Source organism: Massilia litorea (assembly GCF_015101885.1).
GTDB classification, from domain to species: Bacteria; Pseudomonadota; Gammaproteobacteria; order Burkholderiales; family Burkholderiaceae_D; genus Telluria; species Telluria litorea.
Window position 1 is genome coordinate 1,037,880 of sequence record NZ_CP062941.1, and the last position, 16,989, is coordinate 1,054,868.

A 16,989-nucleotide genomic window follows, 5' to 3' on the forward strand; every position below is an offset into this window, starting at 1 on the left:
GTGCTACTCTAGAAAGGAGGTGATCCAGCCGCACCTTCCGATACGGCTACCTTGTTACGACTTCACCCCAGTCACGAATCCTACCGTGGTAAGCGCCCTCCTTGCGGTTAAGCTACCTACTTCTGGTAAAACCCGCTCCCATGGTGTGACGGGCGGTGTGTACAAGACCCGGGAACGTATTCACCGCGACATGCTGATCCGCGATTACTAGCGATTCCAACTTCACGCAGTCGAGTTGCAGACTGCGATCCGGACTACGATACACTTTCTGGGATTAGCTCCCCCTCGCGGGTTGGCGGCCCTCTGTATGTACCATTGTATGACGTGTGAAGCCCTACCCATAAGGGCCATGAGGACTTGACGTCATCCCCACCTTCCTCCGGTTTGTCACCGGCAGTCTCATTAGAGTGCTCAACTGAATGTAGCAACTAATGACAAGGGTTGCGCTCGTTGCGGGACTTAACCCAACATCTCACGACACGAGCTGACGACAGCCATGCAGCACCTGTGTTCAGGTTCCCTTTCGGGCACGCTCAGATCTCTCCAAGCTTCCTGACATGTCAAGGGTAGGTAAGGTTTTTCGCGTTGCATCGAATTAATCCACATCATCCACCGCTTGTGCGGGTCCCCGTCAATTCCTTTGAGTTTTAATCTTGCGACCGTACTCCCCAGGCGGTCTACTTCACGCGTTAGCTGCGTTACCAAGTTAATTAAAACCCGACAACTAGTAGACATCGTTTAGGGCGTGGACTACCAGGGTATCTAATCCTGTTTGCTCCCCACGCTTTCGTGCATGAGCGTCAATCTTGACCCAGGGGGCTGCCTTCGCCATCGGTGTTCCTCCACATCTCTACGCATTTCACTGCTACACGTGGAATTCTACCCCCCTCTGCCAGATTCAAGCCTTGCAGTCTCCATCGCAATTCCCAGGTTGAGCCCGGGGCTTTCACGACAGACTTACAAAACCGCCTGCGCACGCTTTACGCCCAGTAATTCCGATTAACGCTTGCACCCTACGTATTACCGCGGCTGCTGGCACGTAGTTAGCCGGTGCTTATTCTTCAGGTACCGTCATTAGCAAAGGATATTAGCCCCTACCGTTTCTTCCCTGACAAAAGAGCTTTACAACCCGAAGGCCTTCTTCACTCACGCGGCATTGCTGGATCAGGCTTGCGCCCATTGTCCAAAATTCCCCACTGCTGCCTCCCGTAGGAGTCTGGACCGTGTCTCAGTTCCAGTGTGGCTGGTCGTCCTCTCAGACCAGCTACTGATCGTGGCCTTGGTGAGCCTTTACCTCACCAACTAGCTAATCAGATATCGGCCGCTCCAGGAGCATGAGGTCTTGCGATCCCCCACTTTCATCCTTAGATCGTATGCGGTATTAGCGTAACTTTCGCTACGTTATCCCCCACTCTTGGGTACGTTCCGATATATTACTCACCCGTTCGCCACTCGCCACCAGGGTTGCCCCCGTGCTGCCGTTCGACTTGCATGTGTAAAGCATGCCGCCAGCGTTCAATCTGAGCCAGGATCAAACTCTTCAGTTCAATCTCTGTTTGTTGGCATTTCTGCCACCGCTATTGCTAGCGGGTCGCTCACTCAAAATACTGACCGTCATCTCATTGCTGAGACAACGTATTTCTTTTTTGTGAACATTTGATAATTTAAGTAATCAGCTGAACTAGTCAGCCGGCACCTTCATCAAACGCCCACACTTATCGACTGTTAATTGTTAAAGAACTTATTCGGTGTTGCCTTGCTGTGTTCTGCGAATCGTTTTGTTCGTCAGCAGCAGAGAGATGAGATTATGCAGTGTTTCGCGTTTTTCGTCAACCTCTTTTTTTACTGCACCGCGTTTTCCGCGGTTCCCGTTGCGAGTTCAACTACTTGATTTCGTTGTCGTTTTCGCGAGGAGGCGAACTATAACAAAGCCACAGGAGCTCTGCAAGAGGCTTCGCGAAAATAGTTCCTGCACGGCGCCTGACGATGAGGCCAGGCGCCGCCAGTTCAGGCCTGCCTGACCTTCAGTACATCGGGACCGAACTCGATCACTTCGATCACGCGCGAATCTCCCAGGCGGAAGCGATTCATCCCGAGTGCCGTGATGCCTGCGGCGGCATGCGTTTGCCGGTCGTCAGGACCCGGCATCCCTGTGACCACCTGGCCGGCTTGCTGGAAGTCGAGGGTTTCGCGTCCGCGGCGGCTGGGGGGAAACGGGAATGATCCGCCTGGACGGTAGACCTGCACATCGCCCTCGTCCTCCTCGAAGGAATGGGCCCAGGTACCAGTCAGTGAGCTTGTCTGTGAGGTCGTCATGATAAGGTCGCCCCCAGCTGCTGCGTAATGCCCTGTGCCGGAAGCGGCATGGTGACGGCCGGAGCGCGCGGCTCGTCCTTGCGGAACGCCGAGATGACGCCGCCCATGTTTTCGTAGCCGGTGAGCGATGGCCCCCATGCCGATCCGTTCCACCACTTGTGGTAGAGCGCGCTGTCGGTACCGGTGACAAACACGTCGAGGCGGTTCGGCCCCCAGGCGACGGCCCGTGGCTGGGAGGTGCAGACGCCGCCCATGCTTTCGTAGCCTGTCACCGATGGGCCCCACGACTGGCCATTCCACCACTTGTGGTAAAGGGCGCTGTCGGTGCCGATGACGAAGACGTCGAGACGGTCCGGTCCCCAGGCCACGACCTCGGGCTGGCCGATGCATACGCCGCCCAGGCGTTCGAAACCGTCGACCGACGGCCCCCACGACTGGCCGTTCCACCACTTGTGGTAGAGCGCGCCATCCGTGCCGGTGACGAACACATCGAGCCGGTTCGGTCCCCATGCGACGACGCGCGGCGCCGAGGTGCAGACGCCGCCGAGGCGCTCGTAACCAGTGACCGACGGCCCCCAGGACGTGCCGTTCCACCACTTGTGGTACAGCGCGCGGTCGGTGCCGATCACGAACACGTCGAGGCGGTCGGCTCCCCACGAAACGGCTTCGGGCTGGCCGACGCAGGTACCGCCGAGGCTTTCGTAACTGGTAAGCGACGGCCCCCAGGACGAGCCGTTCCACCATTTGTGAAACAACGCACGGTTCGTGCCGAGCACGAATACGTCGAGCCGGTTCGGGCCCCATGAAACGATACGCGGATCGTCCAGGCAGACGCCACCCATGTTCTCGTAACCGGTGACCGATGGCCCCCAGGCGGAGCCGTTCCACCACTTGTGGTAAAGGGCGCTGTCGGTGCCGGTAACGAATACATCGAGGCGGTTCGCTCCCCATGCGACGGCCTGCGGGACGCTGGTGCAGACGCCGCCCATGTGCTCGTACCCTGTGACGGAGGGGCCCCATGCACTGCCGTTCCACCACTTGTGATAGAGCGCCCGATCGGTTCCGAGGACAAATGTGTCGAGGCGGTTTGGGCCCCACGCAAGCACCGGCGACGAACTCGGGCGGATCGCGCCGGCGCTGCTGCCGATTGCACTGCGCACGCCGTCGAGGCAGGCCTGCATGCGTGCCACCTGGCCGGTGGAAAACATCACCATCGCCCTGTCGTCGACGTAATCCATGTAATTCATGAACATGTCGCCGTTCGGCCCGTTGCTGCACGACACATGCGGGAAGGTCGGCACGCCGGTGTTGCTGCCTGCCTGGTTCGGGGTGTCCGCAACATTGTCGGTGCCGCTGCAGCCGGTGCCGTCGTCGCCCCAGATGTGGTTGAGGTTCAGCCAATGGCCGATTTCGTGGGTCGCGGTGCGTCCGAGATTGAACGGCGCGGCTGCAGTGCCGGTGGTGCCGAAGGCCGAGTGCAGGATGACGACCCCGTCGGTAGCATCGGGGCCGCCGGGGAACTGCGCATAGCCGAGCAAGCCGCCACCGAGTTGGCAGACCCAGATATTGAGGTAGTTCGCGGCCGGCCAGGCATCCATGCCCCCGGTGGCGGCCGATTTCACCGCATCGTTGTCGGAAAACGAAGTGACCGAGGTCTGGCGCCGTTCGATGCCGTTCGTCGGCGCGCCCAAGGGATTGGTCGTGGCCAGGGAAAACTCAACGCGGACATCCGCCGCAAGCGGCAGGAAAGGCGCGGGCGTGGTACTCACGTCAGGGTTGGTGCGGCGGAAGTCGCGGTTCAGGACATCGATCTGGCTCGTGATCTGTGCGTCGGAAATATTTTGCGCGGCTGTGTTCCACACCACGTGCACGACCACGGGAATACGGGTGATGCCGGTGCGTTGCGCGCTCAGGCCGGAAAGCTCGAAGCGCGCGGTCTGGTCTTCGATCTCGTCGCGAACGCGCGCGTACTGGGGGTCGGTCGACAGGAGGCGCCGGTGCACGTCCATGGTGCCGCATTTGCGCACCTGCGGCGTGTCCGCGCTGCCGTTGCCTCCGCCTCCGCCCCCACCGCCGAAGGTGCCGCCGCCGCCGCTGCCTGGGCCGCCGCCGTCAGGACGCCCGCTGCTGCCGTCGCCCATTCCCCCGTCGGGCATGTCGTATTCACGACTTTGCAGGCGGGGCTCCATACCGCCTGAAGGCATGGAGCCGGTCGGGTCGCGCGCGCTCAGGCCTGGCATGCCGCGTTCGTCGGGAGCCGCGCCGATATCGCCAACGTTCGGCATCATGGTAGAAAAGGCGCTGCCCACTCCGTTCTGCGATCCAGCCTTGGAGTCGTCCGAATTGTCTCCGTCAGGCATCGATGTCGCACCCTTCGATGTTTTCGCTTTCATGTGATTCCCCTAGTCTCTTCCAGCGTACAAATGCACCCGCAAGGCGAGTGCGCCGTTTCCAATCGATATCAAATTGGAATCGCTTTTCAACTAGTAAGACAATTTGGGAGAGCGAAGTTCCGATCGCTGGGCTGGAATCGGAAGTTTGGCAGGAGGCAAGGGAAGACCAAGCCCTGTGTCCGCGCGGTCGCACGGCCAACTGCAGAGATCAAAACCGACAGACGAAAAAAAACCCGCTCAGATTACTGAGCGGGTTTTCTTTTTATAACTAGCCTGACGATAACCTACTTTCACACTGGTTGCAGCACTATCATCGGCGCAAAGTCGTTTCACGGTCCTGTTCGGGATGGGAAGGGGTGGGACCGACTTGCTATGGTCATCAGGCATGACTTGTACGAGGCGCAGTTCTCATGAACTGCGACCCGGAATCTGGAGGAAGTAAAGTTGGGTAGTGTGTATCAACAAACAGCACACTGTATTCAATTGAACTATACCTGCTAAGGTTATAGGGACAAGCCGTACGGGCAATTAGTACTGGTTAGCTTAATGCATTACTGCACTTCCACACCCAGCCTATCAACGTCCTGGTCTCGAACGACCCTTCAAGGAGCTCAAGGCTCCGGGAAATCTCATCTCAAGGCAAGTTTCCCGCTTAGATGCTTTCAGCGGTTATCTCTTCCGAACTTAGCTACCCGGCAATGCCACTGGCGTGACAACCGGTACACCAGAGGTTCGTCCACTCCGGTCCTCTCGTACTAGGAGCAGCCCCCTTCAAATTTCCAACGCCCACGGCAGATAGGGACCAAACTGTCTCACGACGTTTTAAACCCAGCTCACGTACCACTTTAAATGGCGAACAGCCATACCCTTGGGACCGGCTACAGCCCCAGGATGTGATGAGCCGACATCGAGGTGCCAAACTCCCCCGTCGATATGAACTCTTGGGAGGAATCAGCCTGTTATCCCCAGAGTACCTTTTATCCGTTGAGCGATGGCCCTTCCATACAGAACCACCGGATCACTATGTCCTACTTTCGTACCTGCTCGACTTGTCGGTCTCGCAGTTAAGCACGCTTATGCCATTGCACTATTAGCACGATGTCCGACCGTACCTAGCGTACCTTCGAACTCCTCCGTTACACTTTAGGAGGAGACCGCCCCAGTCAAACTGCCTACCATGCACTGTCCCCGATCCGGATAACGGACCAAGGTTAGAACCTCAAACAAACCAGGGTGGTATTTCAAGGATGGCTCCACGAGAACTGGCGTCCCCGCTTCAAAGCCTCCCACCTATCCTACACAGATTGGTTCAAAGTCCAATGCAAAGCTACAGTAAAGGTTCATGGGGTCTTTCCGTCTAGCCGCGGGTAGATTGCATCATCACAAACATTTCAACTTCGCTGAGTCTCGGGAGGAGACAGTGTGGCCATCGTTACGCCATTCGTGCAGGTCGGAACTTACCCGACAAGGAATTTCGCTACCTTAGGACCGTTATAGTTACGGCCGCCGTTTACTGGGACTTCAATCAAGAGCTTGCACCCCATCATTTAATCTTCCAGCACCGGGCAGGCGTCACACCCTATACGTCCACTTTCGTGTTTGCAGAGTGCTGTGTTTTTATTAAACAGTCGCAGCCACCAGTTTATTGCAACCCTTTCGCCCTTCCACAGTAAAGTGGTCAAGCTACCGGGGCGTACCTTTTCCCGAAGTTACGGTACCAATTTGCCGAGTTCCTTCTCCCGAGTTCTCTCAAGCGCCTTAGAATACTCATCTCGCCCACCTGTGTCGGTTTGCGGTACGGTCTCGTATGACTGAAGCTTAGAGGCTTTTCTTGGAACCACTTCCGATTGCTTCGCAGCATAAAGCCGCTCGTCCCACCCCCTTGAATTCCGCGCCCGGATTTGCCTAAGCGCCTTCTATGAGGCAGAAACTGACTATTCCAACAGTCAGACAACCTTCCGCGATCCGTCCCCCCATCGCATCATACGACGGTGCAGGAATATTAACCTGCTTCCCATCAGCTACGCATCTCTGCCTCGCCTTAGGGGCCGACTCACCCTGCTCCGATGAACGTTGAACAGGAAACCTTGGGCTTACGGCGTGGAGGCTTTTCACCCCCATTATCGCTACTCATGTCAGCATTCGCACTTCTGATACCTCCAGCATCCTTTACAAGACACCTTCGCAGGCTTACAGAACGCTCTCCTACCATATCGATCAAAGTATAAATACTTCGAAAAATATCCGCAGCTTCGGTGACTGGCTTAGCCCCGTTACATCTTCCGCGCAGGACGACTCGATCAGTGAGCTATTACGCTTTCTTTAAATGATGGCTGCTTCTAAGCCAACATCCTGACTGTTTTAGCCTTCCCACTTCGTTTTCCACTTAGCCAATCTTTGGGACCTTAGCTGGCGGTCTGGGTTGTTTCCCTCTTGACGCCGGACGTTAGCACCCGACGTCTGTCTCCCAAGCTCGCACTCATCGGTATTCGGAGTTTGCAATGGTTTGGTAAGTCGCAATGACCCCCTAGCCATAACAGTGCTCTACCCCCGATGGTGATACTTGAGGCACTACCTAAATAGTTTTCGGAGAGAACCAGCTATTTCCAAGTTTGTTTAGCCTTTCACCCCTACCCACAGCTCATCCCCTAATTTTTCAACATTAGTGGGTTCGGACCTCCAGGGCGTGTTACCGCACCTTCATCCTGGCCATGGGTAGATCACTTGGTTTCGGGTCTACACCCAGCGACTGTCGCCCTGTTCGGACTCGATTTCTCTACGGCTCCCCTATCCGGTTAACCTCGCCACTGAATGTAAGTCGCTGACCCATTATACAAAAGGTACGCCGTCACGGAACAAGTCCGCTCCGACTGTTTGTATGCACACGGTTTCAGGATCTATTTCACTCCCCTCCCGGGGTTCTTTTCGCCTTTCCCTCACGGTACTGGTTCACTATCGGTCGATTACGAGTATTTAGCCTTGGAGGATGGTCCCCCCATGTTCAGACAGGATTTCTCGTGTCCCGCCCTACTTGTCGTACGCTTAGTACCACCGGTCTGATTTCGTGTACGGGGCTATCACCCGCTATGGCGCCTATTTCCAGAAGCTTCCACTATCAGTCCGACTATCACGTACAGGCTCTTCCCATTTCGCTCGCCACTACTTTGGGAATCTCGGTTGATTTCTTTTCCTGCAGCTACTTAGATGTTTCAGTTCGCCGCGTTCGCTTTGCATGCCTATGTATTCAGCATGCAATGACCTGTAAAGGCCGGGTTTCCCCATTCGGAAATCTGCGGATCAAAGTGTGTTTGCTCACTCCCCGCAGCTTATCGCAAGCTACTACGTCCTTCATCGCCTGTAATCGCCAAGGCATCCACCATGTGCACTTATTCGCTTGTCCCTATAACGTTAGCCCCTGGTTACTCACCAGGGAGCGTTACAGTTCAAGGAGTACAGCTTGTTGCATGTTTGTTGATTCTTACTACTACCCTAAGTGTTCGCTACATCATTGCTGACGCATCGAACGCTTAAAAAAACTTTACTTCTTCCAGATTGTTAAAGAACAGAACAACAGTGATCTCGAAAAGATCAAACCTAAAACTTGGCGTCTTACGTTTGAGCTTTTGGTGGAGGATGACGGGATCGAACCGACGACCCCCTGCTTGCAAAGCAGGTGCTCTCCCAGCTGAGCTAATCCCCCTTATTGGGTTTGCCAATAACCTGGTAGGGCTGGTTGGACTCGAACCAACGACCCCCGCGTTATCAACACGGTGCTCTAACCAGCTGAGCTACAGCCCCGAAACTGTGTTCTTTGTTCAACAGTCGATAAGTGTGAGCGTTTGGTGACTGGGCTCTAAGACCCGGTGCTACTCTAGAAAGGAGGTGATCCAGCCGCACCTTCCGATACGGCTACCTTGTTACGACTTCACCCCAGTCACGAATCCTACCGTGGTAAGCGCCCTCCTTGCGGTTAAGCTACCTACTTCTGGTAAAACCCGCTCCCATGGTGTGACGGGCGGTGTGTACAAGACCCGGGAACGTATTCACCGCGACATGCTGATCCGCGATTACTAGCGATTCCAACTTCACGCAGTCGAGTTGCAGACTACGATCCGGACTACGATACACTTTCTGGGATTAGCTCCCCCTCGCGGGTTGGCGGCCCTCTGTATGTACCATTGTATGACGTGTGAAGCCCTACCCATAAGGGCCATGAGGACTTGACGTCATCCCCACCTTCCTCCGGTTTGTCACCGGCAGTCTCATTAGAGTGCTCAACTAAATGTAGCAACTAATGACAAGGGTTGCGCTCGTTGCGGGACTTAACCCAACATCTCACGACACGAGCTGACGACAGCCATGCAGCACCTGTGTTCAGGTTCCCTTTCGGGCACTCCTAGATCTCTCCAGGATTCCTGACATGTCAAGGGTAGGTAAGGTTTTTCGCGTTGCATCGAATTAATCCACATCATCCACCGCTTGTGCGGGTCCCCGTCAATTCCTTTGAGTTTTAATCTTGCGACCGTACTCCCCAGGCGGTCTACTTCACGCGTTAGCTGCGTTACCAAGTTAATTAAAACCCGACAACTAGTAGACATCGTTTAGGGCGTGGACTACCAGGGTATCTAATCCTGTTTGCTCCCCACGCTTTCGTGCATGAGCGTCAATCTTGACCCAGGGGGCTGCCTTCGCCATCGGTGTTCCTCCACATCTCTACGCATTTCACTGCTACACGTGGAATTCTACCCCCCTCTGCCAGATTCAAGCCTTGCAGTCTCCATCGCAATTCCCAGGTTGAGCCCGGGGCTTTCACGACAGACTTACAAAACCGCCTGCGCACGCTTTACGCCCAGTAATTCCGATTAACGCTTGCACCCTACGTATTACCGCGGCTGCTGGCACGTAGTTAGCCGGTGCTTATTCTTCAGGTACCGTCATTAGCAGAGGATATTAGCCCCTACCGTTTCTTCCCTGACAAAAGAGCTTTACAACCCGAAGGCCTTCTTCACTCACGCGGCATTGCTGGATCAGGCTTGCGCCCATTGTCCAAAATTCCCCACTGCTGCCTCCCGTAGGAGTCTGGACCGTGTCTCAGTTCCAGTGTGGCTGGTCGTCCTCTCAGACCAGCTACTGATCGTGGCCTTGGTGAGCCTTTACCTCACCAACTAGCTAATCAGATATCGGCCGCTCCAGGAGCATGAGGTCTTGCGATCCCCCACTTTCATCCTTAGATCGTATGCGGTATTAGCGTAACTTTCGCTACGTTATCCCCCACTCTTGGGTACGTTCCGATATATTACTCACCCGTTCGCCACTCGCCACCAGGGTTGCCCCCGTGCTGCCGTTCGACTTGCATGTGTAAAGCATGCCGCCAGCGTTCAATCTGAGCCAGGATCAAACTCTTCAGTTCAATCTCTGTTTGTTGGCATTTCTGCCACCGCTATTGCTAGCGGGTCGCTCACTCAAAATACTGACCGTCATCTCATTGCTGAGACAACGTATTTCTTTTTTGTGAACATTTGATAATTTAAGTAATCAAGAACCGAAGCTCTTGGCACCTTCATCAAACGCCCACACTTATCGACTGTTAATTGTTAAAGAACTTGTTCGGTGTTGCCTTGCTGTGTTCTGCGAATCGTTTTGTTCGTCAGCAGCAGAGGAAGAAGAGTATGAAGCAATTTCTGTTTCTCGTCAACTTCTTTTTTGCTACACCGCAGTACTTCGCGGCACCTGTTGTCAACACAACTACTTGATTTCGTTGTCGTTTTCAGCAGGAGGCGGATTATAGCGAACCCCGACCGCAGTCCGCAAGTGCTTTCTTGCGGCCGGGGGTTTTGCCAACACTACTCCGTCAGCGTCAGCGTCTGGTAGCCCGGATCGGCCTTGATCTTCTCTTCGCTGAACGGCAGCAGCGGCCATTCCTTGCGCGAGTACACACCGGTCTGGTCGACGTAATACGGCGACTTCGGATTGGTCGACTGGCCATAGGTCAGCATCGCCTGGGCAACTGGGCCCTGGTCGTCGAAGCTCACCGTCTGGATATAACTCTCGCCCCAGTACACGCCGTTATAGCCCGTCTCCGTCAGGGCGCCCCGCATGGTCAGTGAGTTGTACGAGCCGTCGATGTTGCCGATACCGCCGTGCAGGGGGATGCGGACGCCGTTGCGGGTCTCGGTCTGGTAATCGCCCAGCTTGCCGTCGAGGGGAATCCCGAGCGACTGCAGTTTCAGCGCGGCAGTTTTCAGGCAGGCGAGCATCGCCGGCACCGCCGCCGGCGCCACGCCGCTCGGCGTGTTCACCGGATCGGCCGGGTTGAAGGCCACCGCCCACTTGTTCGGGACCGTCACGGCGCTGTTCCAGAACTCGCGGAACAGCACGGCGCCGCGGCTGTCGACATTCACCCGGCGGTCCCAGCCGGCCAGTGCGGTGCACGCTTGCACCAGTACCGGATCGGTGTTGCCCGTACAGGCGGTGAGCAGTTCCGGCAGCACCAGCTCGGCCGCATAAAGGCGATTCCCGAAGGCCAGCGCCTGCAGGTCGACCAGTCCGATCTTTTTCGTCTGCGCCAATTCGTCGAACTGGCGGAAGCCGATGCGGGTGCGCAGGCTCTGCTCGACGCCGACGCGGCCATACAAGGGTGAGTAGCCGAACGGTGCCGGCCCGGTGAGCAGGGCCTTCGGATTGTTCAGCCAATAGCTGTCGTTCGAATTGCCGACGTAATCGGTGCGAATCGTCCACGGTCCGTTGACGGGAGAATAGATACCGGCCGGGGCGTTGGCGTCCGTACCCCAGGCGCAACTGCTGCGCGAACCGTCGAACAGCAGCGCCGCCTGCAGCAGCAAACACCCGTTGCCGAATTTTTGGGCACCCATGTGCGGCACGACGCTGGCGTCGGCGAACAGGACGCTGCCGTCGCGGTCAGCCGCCAGCGTATTCACCCAGGGCAGCCCGACCGTCTTGTCGAGCGAGCTCTTGATTGCCTGCACGTTGCTGGCCCGGCCAATCCCTAACCATTGCTCGAGCATGCGGGTATTGTTGCGGTTCGGGTCGGCCAGCACATAGGCGTTGCTGGCCGTCCAGGTCATGCCCGCCTCCGGTTTGACGATCACGGCGCCCTGCTGGCTGAACCAGAAGGTCTTGCTGCGCTTCGACAGGGTCCCGTCCGCCTGCAGCAGGTCGACCGACACCGTCTTCGCGCGCATTTTTACGGGCGCGCCGTCATATAGATAAGTGGTGCCGCTGGCGTCCGCCGGATCGAGCGCCAGGCGGAAGGTGGTGAAGTGAAGCGCAGTGGTGACCGTGTGGCTCCAGGCGATGTCGCGGTTAAAACCGATCACGATCGCCGGTATGCCGCCGATGATGACGCCCATTGCATCATAATCTCCGGGCACGGTGAGGTGGGCCTGGTAGAAACGGTCGGCCGTCGTCCACGGATAATGCGGGTTGCCGAGCAACAGGCCGCGGCCATTGGCGGACAGGTCCTTGCCGACGGCCAGGGCATTGCTGCCGAATCCCTGCCGGTTGAGTTTATCCAGGCGCGCCAGCAGGAAGGCCGGATCGAACTTGCGCGCTTTCGTGGAAGCGGCCAGGGTCACGCCTGGCGCACGTCCGGCGGCGACAAATTCCTTGGCAAACACCTGGCCAGTCGCGTGCAAGGCTTTTTCGGCCATGACGAGGTACATGTCGTCGACCGTGATAGGGCGCACCCACCTGGCGTTGTTGCAGGCCGCCGGATACTGGCCGGCGAAGCTTTTCACATAGCGGTTGTATCCCTCGACATAGCCTTCGACGAGCTCGCGCGGCTCGGCGGAGCCGGCGGCATAATTGGCGCGCAATTGCTCGATGTCGAGGTAGCCCTTGAAGAAGAAATCGCTGTCTTCGTTCTTGAGGTCCATGAAGCCGCTGGCGGCGCCGTATTCGTCGCCGGTCTCCGAGCGCCGCGGCGCGCGCGCTTCTCCGCCGAAGAACTGGGAACGCTCGCCGCGCACCGTCACCACCGAGTCGGCGAACATGCACAGGTTGTCCTGGGCATAGGCATAGGCCAGGCCATAGCCCAGGCTGCGGAAGTCCCTGGCTTTTACATGCGGCACCCCGTAGGTGGTACGGACGACATCGACATTGATGCGGGAGGCGGTAGCCACCGGCGGCGGCGTCGTCGACTGCGGGGTATCGGAATCGTTGCTGCTGCAGCCAGCCAGCGCCAGGGCGAGCACTGCGGCGACGCCGGCATCACGGAAAGAAGAGAGGGGCTGCGATTGCACTTGCTGACGTTTCATGTGGACGCTTTCTGCGGACATCTCCGCGTGGCGAAATGAAAGACAAATGGATGTCCCTGCTTGGCATAGGCCTGTTGACAGGGAGAACCAGTTTAGCGACAGCAATTGCTTTGTACCCTAGCGAAGTTGATGGGGTCAAAAATGCGACACAAAAGAAAAAGCCCACCGGCTTGCGCGGGTGGGCTTCTCTATATAACTAGCCTGACGATAACCTACTTTCACACTGGTTGCAGCACTATCATCGGCGCAAAGTCGTTTCACGGTCCTGTTCGGGATGGGAAGGGGTGGGACCGACTTGCTATGGTCATCAGGCATAACTTGCTGGGAGGCTGTTCCACAACTGGGCAACAGATCCCTGAATTCCGAGGCGTATTCTAACAGGCAACTTCAAGCAGCGCCAGCACGGATTGCGGCGCCAGCGCGTAAAATGGCCCCTTTGCCCGAAACGCTTGCCGCCATGACCATCCTGTTGTCGACCCTGAACGCCCGCTACGCCCACGCTTCGCTGGGCCTGCGCTACCTGCTGGCGAACATGGGCGCGCTCGGCCCGGACACGCGGATCCAGGAATTCGTCATCGGCGCCAAGACAACCGAAGTGGTCGAGCGCCTGCTGGCCCAGCACCCGCGCATCATCGGCTTTGGCGTCTATATCTGGAACGTCGAAGAGACGACGCGCGTCGTGGCGATGCTGAAACGCGTGGCGCCCGAGGTGACGATCGTGCTGGGCGGTCCGGAAGTGTCGTACGAGACGAACGAGCAGCAGATCGTGAAACTGGCCGACTATGTCGTCACCGGCTGGGGAGACGTCACCTTCCCCCAGTTGTGCGCCCAGATCCTGCACGGCCCGCAGCCCCTGATGAAAGTGCACGCGGGCGTGCAGCCGCCCATGGCGGAGATCGCCCTGCCCTACTCTCTATATAGTGACGAGGACATCGCGCACCGTACTTTATATGTGGAAGCCTCGCGCGGCTGCCCTTTCAAATGCGAGTTCTGCCTGTCGTCGCTGGATAAAACGGCCTGGCCTTTCCCTTTGGAGTCCTTCCTGGCGCAGATGGAGGATTTATATAGCCGCGGCGCCCGCCTCTTCAAATTCGTCGACCGCACGTTCAATTTGAACGTCAAGACCAGCATGAAGATCATGCAGTTCTTCCTCGACAAGATCGACGCCAGCCCGGACGACCCGGTCTACGCCCACTTCGAGCTGGTGCCCGACCACCTGCCGGAAGCGCTGAAGGAGATGATCGCGCGCTTCCCGGCGGGCGCCCTGCAATTCGAGATCGGCATCCAGAGCTTCAATCCCGAAGTGCAAGCCCTGGTCAGCCGGCGCCAGGACAATATCAAGGCGGCGGAGAATATCCGCTGGCTGTGCGCGCACTCGCAGGCCCACCTGCACGTCGACCTGATCGCCGGCCTGCCGGGCGAAGACATCGCCAGCTTCGCGCGCGGCTTCGATCAACTGGTGAGCCTGGGCGCGCACGAGATCCAGTTCGGCATTTTAAAAAGGCTGCGCGGGACGCCGATCATCCGGCATACGGAAGCTTTTAACATGGTGTATGACCCGTATCCGCCCTATACGGTGCTGGCCACCAGCCTGATCGATTTCCCGACCATGCAACGCCTGGTGCGCTTCGCGCGCTACTGGGACCTGGTCGCCAATTCCGGCCGCTTTGCACATACCGTGCGCGAATTGCTGGGCGTGCGTCCGTTCGAGAATTTCATGGCATTTTCGGACTGGATTTATACGAAAACCGACGCCACCCACCGCATCGCCCTCGACCGGCTGGCGAAACTGGTGGCCGAATGGCTGCAGGTGACCGGCATGGAACGGGAACGGGCGCTTGCGCTGGTGGCGAGCGATTACGCGGGCAGCATTGATGGCGCCGCCAAGAAAGACAAAGCAGCGAACGCGGCGGTAGCTGCCCCGGCGAGACAGGTACGCCACCTCGCTGCCTGAGCACGCTAGACCCCGCGCGAATGGCAGAGACAGCGAAATCCTTTTACACTGCAACAATGCAGATTGAAAATACGCCAACATTAACCATCGAACACTCCGCCGGCGGCGCGGCGCAATCTGTCATGGCAAGCGGCATCTGGCAGGTCCATGTCCTGAGCCAGAAGGGCCTGCTCAAGGGGATCAACCGGACCTTGACGAGCCTGAGGAAGAAGGCGGAGCTAGCCTGGGACCTGACCGGCGTGGACAGCATCGACCACATCGGCGCCCAGCTGTTCTGGAACGCCTGGGGCAAGAAACGCCCGCCGCGCCTGACGCTCGACCCGCGCCAGGAAGAACTGTTCGCCCGCCTCGAGAAGGCAAGCAGCCTCAACCTGCCGCGCGCCAAGGCCAGTCCGCTGAACTGGATCATCGTGCTCGGCGCCGGCCTGCTCAGCTTTTTCGAGCACCTGCATGGCTTCATCGAACTGATCGGCCGCCTGGTCCAGGACCTGGGCCGTTTTATTCGCCGTCCCGCCATGGGGCCCTGGCGCGAAATCTCGGCCAACATCTACCACTCCGGCTTCCAGGCGCTCGGCATCACCGCCCTGGTCGGGTTCCTGATCGGCGTGGTGCTGTCCTTCTTGTCGGCGCAGCAGTTGCGCCAGTTCGGCGGCGACATCTACCTGGTCGACATCCTCGGCATGAGCGTGATCCGTGAACTGGGGCCGCTGCTGGCGGCGATCCTGGTTGCGGGCCGCTCCGGTTCCTCGATCACGGCGCAACTGGGCGTCATGAAGGTGACCGAGGAGCTCGACGCCATGCTGGTGATGGGCATCTCGCACGGGTTCCGCCTGATCATGCCGAAAGTGGTGGCATTGGCGATCTCGATGCCGCTGCTCGTGGTCTGGACCGACGCCATGGCCCTGCTCGGCGGCGCGGCCTCGGCCAAGATCGAACTGGGCCTGTCCTTCCGCTACTTCCTGCACAAGCTGCCGGACGCGGTGCCGCTGGTGAACTACATGATCGGCCTGTTAAAAGGGATGACCTTCGGGATGCTGATCGCACTGGTGTCCTGCCACTTCGGCCTGCGCATCAAGCCGAACACCGATAGCCTCGGCCGCGGCACGACCACCTCGGTCGTCACCGCGATCACGGTGGTGATCCTGGCCGACGCGGTGTTTGCCATCATCTTCAGCGGCGTGGGGTTCTGATGGCGGAGAACAAGCCACGCCCGCCGCAACAGCTCAACCGCAAGCCCGAGGAAGACGTCGGGCCGCCGGTGGTCGAGATCCGCAACCTGTGGACCAAGTTCGGCAGGACGGTGGTGCACCAGGACCTGAGCCTGGAAATCTATTCGGGCGAGATCCTGTCGATCGTCGGCGGCTCGGGGACCGGCAAGACGGTGCTGCTGCGCCAGATGCTGGGGCTGGAACGGCCATCGCGCGGTTGCGTGCGCGTGTTCGGCGAAGACATCAGCGAGGCGGGACCGGAGCAGCTGCAGCGCATGCGCAACCACTGGGGCATGCTGTTCCAGCAGGGCGCGCTGTACTCGGCGCTGACCGTGTTCGACAACATCGCCCTGCCGATGCGCGAATTGCGCGCCCTGCCCGAGGACGTGATCCGCGACGCCGTGCTGCTGAAAATGGATATGGTGGGCCTGGGTGCGGAACATGCCAATAAAATGCCGGCCGATTTATCGGGCGGAATGACCAAGCGCGCGGCCCTGGCACGCGCGCTGGCGCTGGAACCGAGACTGCTGTTCCTGGACGAACCGACCGCGGGCCTCGATCCCGATGCGTCGGATGCATTCGTCACGCTGATCCTGGCGCTGCACCGGGAACTGAAACTGACCGTGGTGATGGTCACCCACGACCTCGATACGCTGTTTGCGCTCTCGTCGCGCATTGCGGTCCTGGCCGATAAGCACGTGCTGGCGGTAGGACCGTCGTGCGACGTGGTGCGGGTGGACCATCCGTTCATCAAACATTTCTTCCTCGGCGGACGCGGCCGGCGGGCACTCGAAGTGCTCGACGAGCGCAATGAGGCGGCCCAGGAAGGACCCAAGGAGTGA

General features: G+C 58.3%; 6 protein-coding genes, 2 tRNA genes and 5 rRNA genes. 3 read left to right on the top strand and 10 right to left on the bottom strand.

What is annotated here, in order from left to right:
* Positions 1–12: 12 nt before the first annotated feature.
* The 10 genes from LPB04_RS04620 to rrf (LPB04_RS04665) all read right to left on the bottom strand — a co-directional run bounded on the left by LPB04_RS04620 (position 13) and on the right by rrf (LPB04_RS04665) (position 13,297).
* A 16S ribosomal RNA gene (locus LPB04_RS04620) occupies positions 13–1,547 on the bottom strand.
* Positions 1,548–2,007: 460 nt separating this feature from the next.
* Positions 2,008–2,316: a hypothetical protein gene (locus LPB04_RS04625; RefSeq protein WP_193687581.1), complete on the bottom strand. Its 309-nt coding sequence runs from the start codon at positions 2,314–2,316 to the stop codon at positions 2,008–2,010.
* Positions 2,313–4,709 carry a M43 family zinc metalloprotease gene (locus LPB04_RS04630; protein WP_227496614.1) on the bottom strand — a complete coding sequence of 799 codons (2,397 nt, stop codon included), beginning with the start codon at positions 4,707–4,709 and terminating at the stop codon, positions 2,313–2,315. The genes LPB04_RS04625 and LPB04_RS04630 overlap by 4 nt, the downstream gene beginning before the upstream one ends.
* Before the next feature lie 271 nt (positions 4,710–4,980).
* A 5S ribosomal RNA gene (gene rrf, locus LPB04_RS04635) occupies positions 4,981–5,093 on the bottom strand.
* Positions 5,094–5,216: 123 nt separating this feature from the next.
* Positions 5,217–8,109, bottom strand: a 23S ribosomal RNA gene (locus LPB04_RS04640).
* A gap of 224 nt (positions 8,110–8,333) precedes the next feature.
* Positions 8,334–8,409 (bottom strand) — tRNA-Ala (locus tag LPB04_RS04645).
* 21 nt (positions 8,410–8,430) lie between these two features.
* Positions 8,431–8,507, bottom strand: a tRNA-Ile gene (locus LPB04_RS04650).
* A 77-nt stretch (positions 8,508–8,584) separates the two neighbouring features.
* Positions 8,585–10,119 (bottom strand): 16S ribosomal RNA (locus LPB04_RS04655).
* The 16S, 23S and 5S rRNA genes sit together here with 2 tRNA genes alongside, the layout of an rRNA operon.
* A 433-nt stretch (positions 10,120–10,552) precedes the next feature.
* A complete protein-coding gene (locus LPB04_RS04660) occupies positions 10,553–12,985 on the bottom strand; it encodes a penicillin acylase family protein (protein ID WP_227496615.1) in 2,433 nt (810 codons plus the stop codon).
* A gap of 199 nt (positions 12,986–13,184) precedes the next feature.
* Positions 13,185–13,297 (bottom strand): 5S ribosomal RNA (gene rrf / locus LPB04_RS04665).
* A gap of 145 nt (positions 13,298–13,442) precedes the next feature.
* On the opposite strand from rrf (LPB04_RS04665), the gene LPB04_RS04670 reads away from it, so the two are divergent.
* The 3 genes from LPB04_RS04670 to LPB04_RS04680 are packed head-to-tail and all read left to right on the top strand — an operon-like array spanning position 13,443 to position 16,989.
* On the top strand, positions 13,443–14,939 hold the full coding sequence (locus LPB04_RS04670) for a B12-binding domain-containing radical SAM protein (protein ID WP_193687582.1): 1,497 nt from the start codon (positions 13,443–13,445) through the stop codon (positions 14,937–14,939).
* 56 nt (positions 14,940–14,995) lie between these two features.
* A complete protein-coding gene (locus LPB04_RS04675) occupies positions 14,996–16,129 on the top strand; it encodes an MlaE family ABC transporter permease (RefSeq protein ID WP_193687583.1) in 1,134 nt (377 codons plus the stop codon).
* Positions 16,129–16,989, top strand: a complete 861-nt coding sequence (locus LPB04_RS04680; RefSeq protein ID WP_193687584.1) for an ABC transporter ATP-binding protein — start codon at positions 16,129–16,131, stop codon at positions 16,987–16,989. The genes LPB04_RS04675 and LPB04_RS04680 overlap by 1 nt, the downstream gene beginning before the upstream one ends.

Excerpts from the sequence above, each read along its gene's own strand:
- LPB04_RS04660 (WP_227496615.1), bottom strand. The coding sequence starts at position 12,985 with ATGAAACGTCAGCAAGTGCAATCGCAGCCCCTCTCTTCTTTCCGTGAT.
- LPB04_RS04680 (WP_193687584.1), top strand. The coding sequence starts at position 16,129 with ATGGCGGAGAACAAGCCACGCCCGCCGCAACAGCTCAACCGCAAGCCC.
- LPB04_RS04625 (WP_193687581.1), bottom strand. The coding sequence starts at position 2,316 with ATGACGACCTCACAGACAAGCTCACTGACTGGTACCTGGGCCCATTCC.
- LPB04_RS04675 (WP_193687583.1), top strand. The coding sequence starts at position 14,996 with ATGCAGATTGAAAATACGCCAACATTAACCATCGAACACTCCGCCGGC.
- LPB04_RS04630 (WP_227496614.1), bottom strand. The coding sequence starts at position 4,709 with ATGAAAGCGAAAACATCGAAGGGTGCGACATCGATGCCTGACGGAGAC.
- LPB04_RS04670 (WP_193687582.1), top strand. The coding sequence starts at position 13,443 with ATGACCATCCTGTTGTCGACCCTGAACGCCCGCTACGCCCACGCTTCG.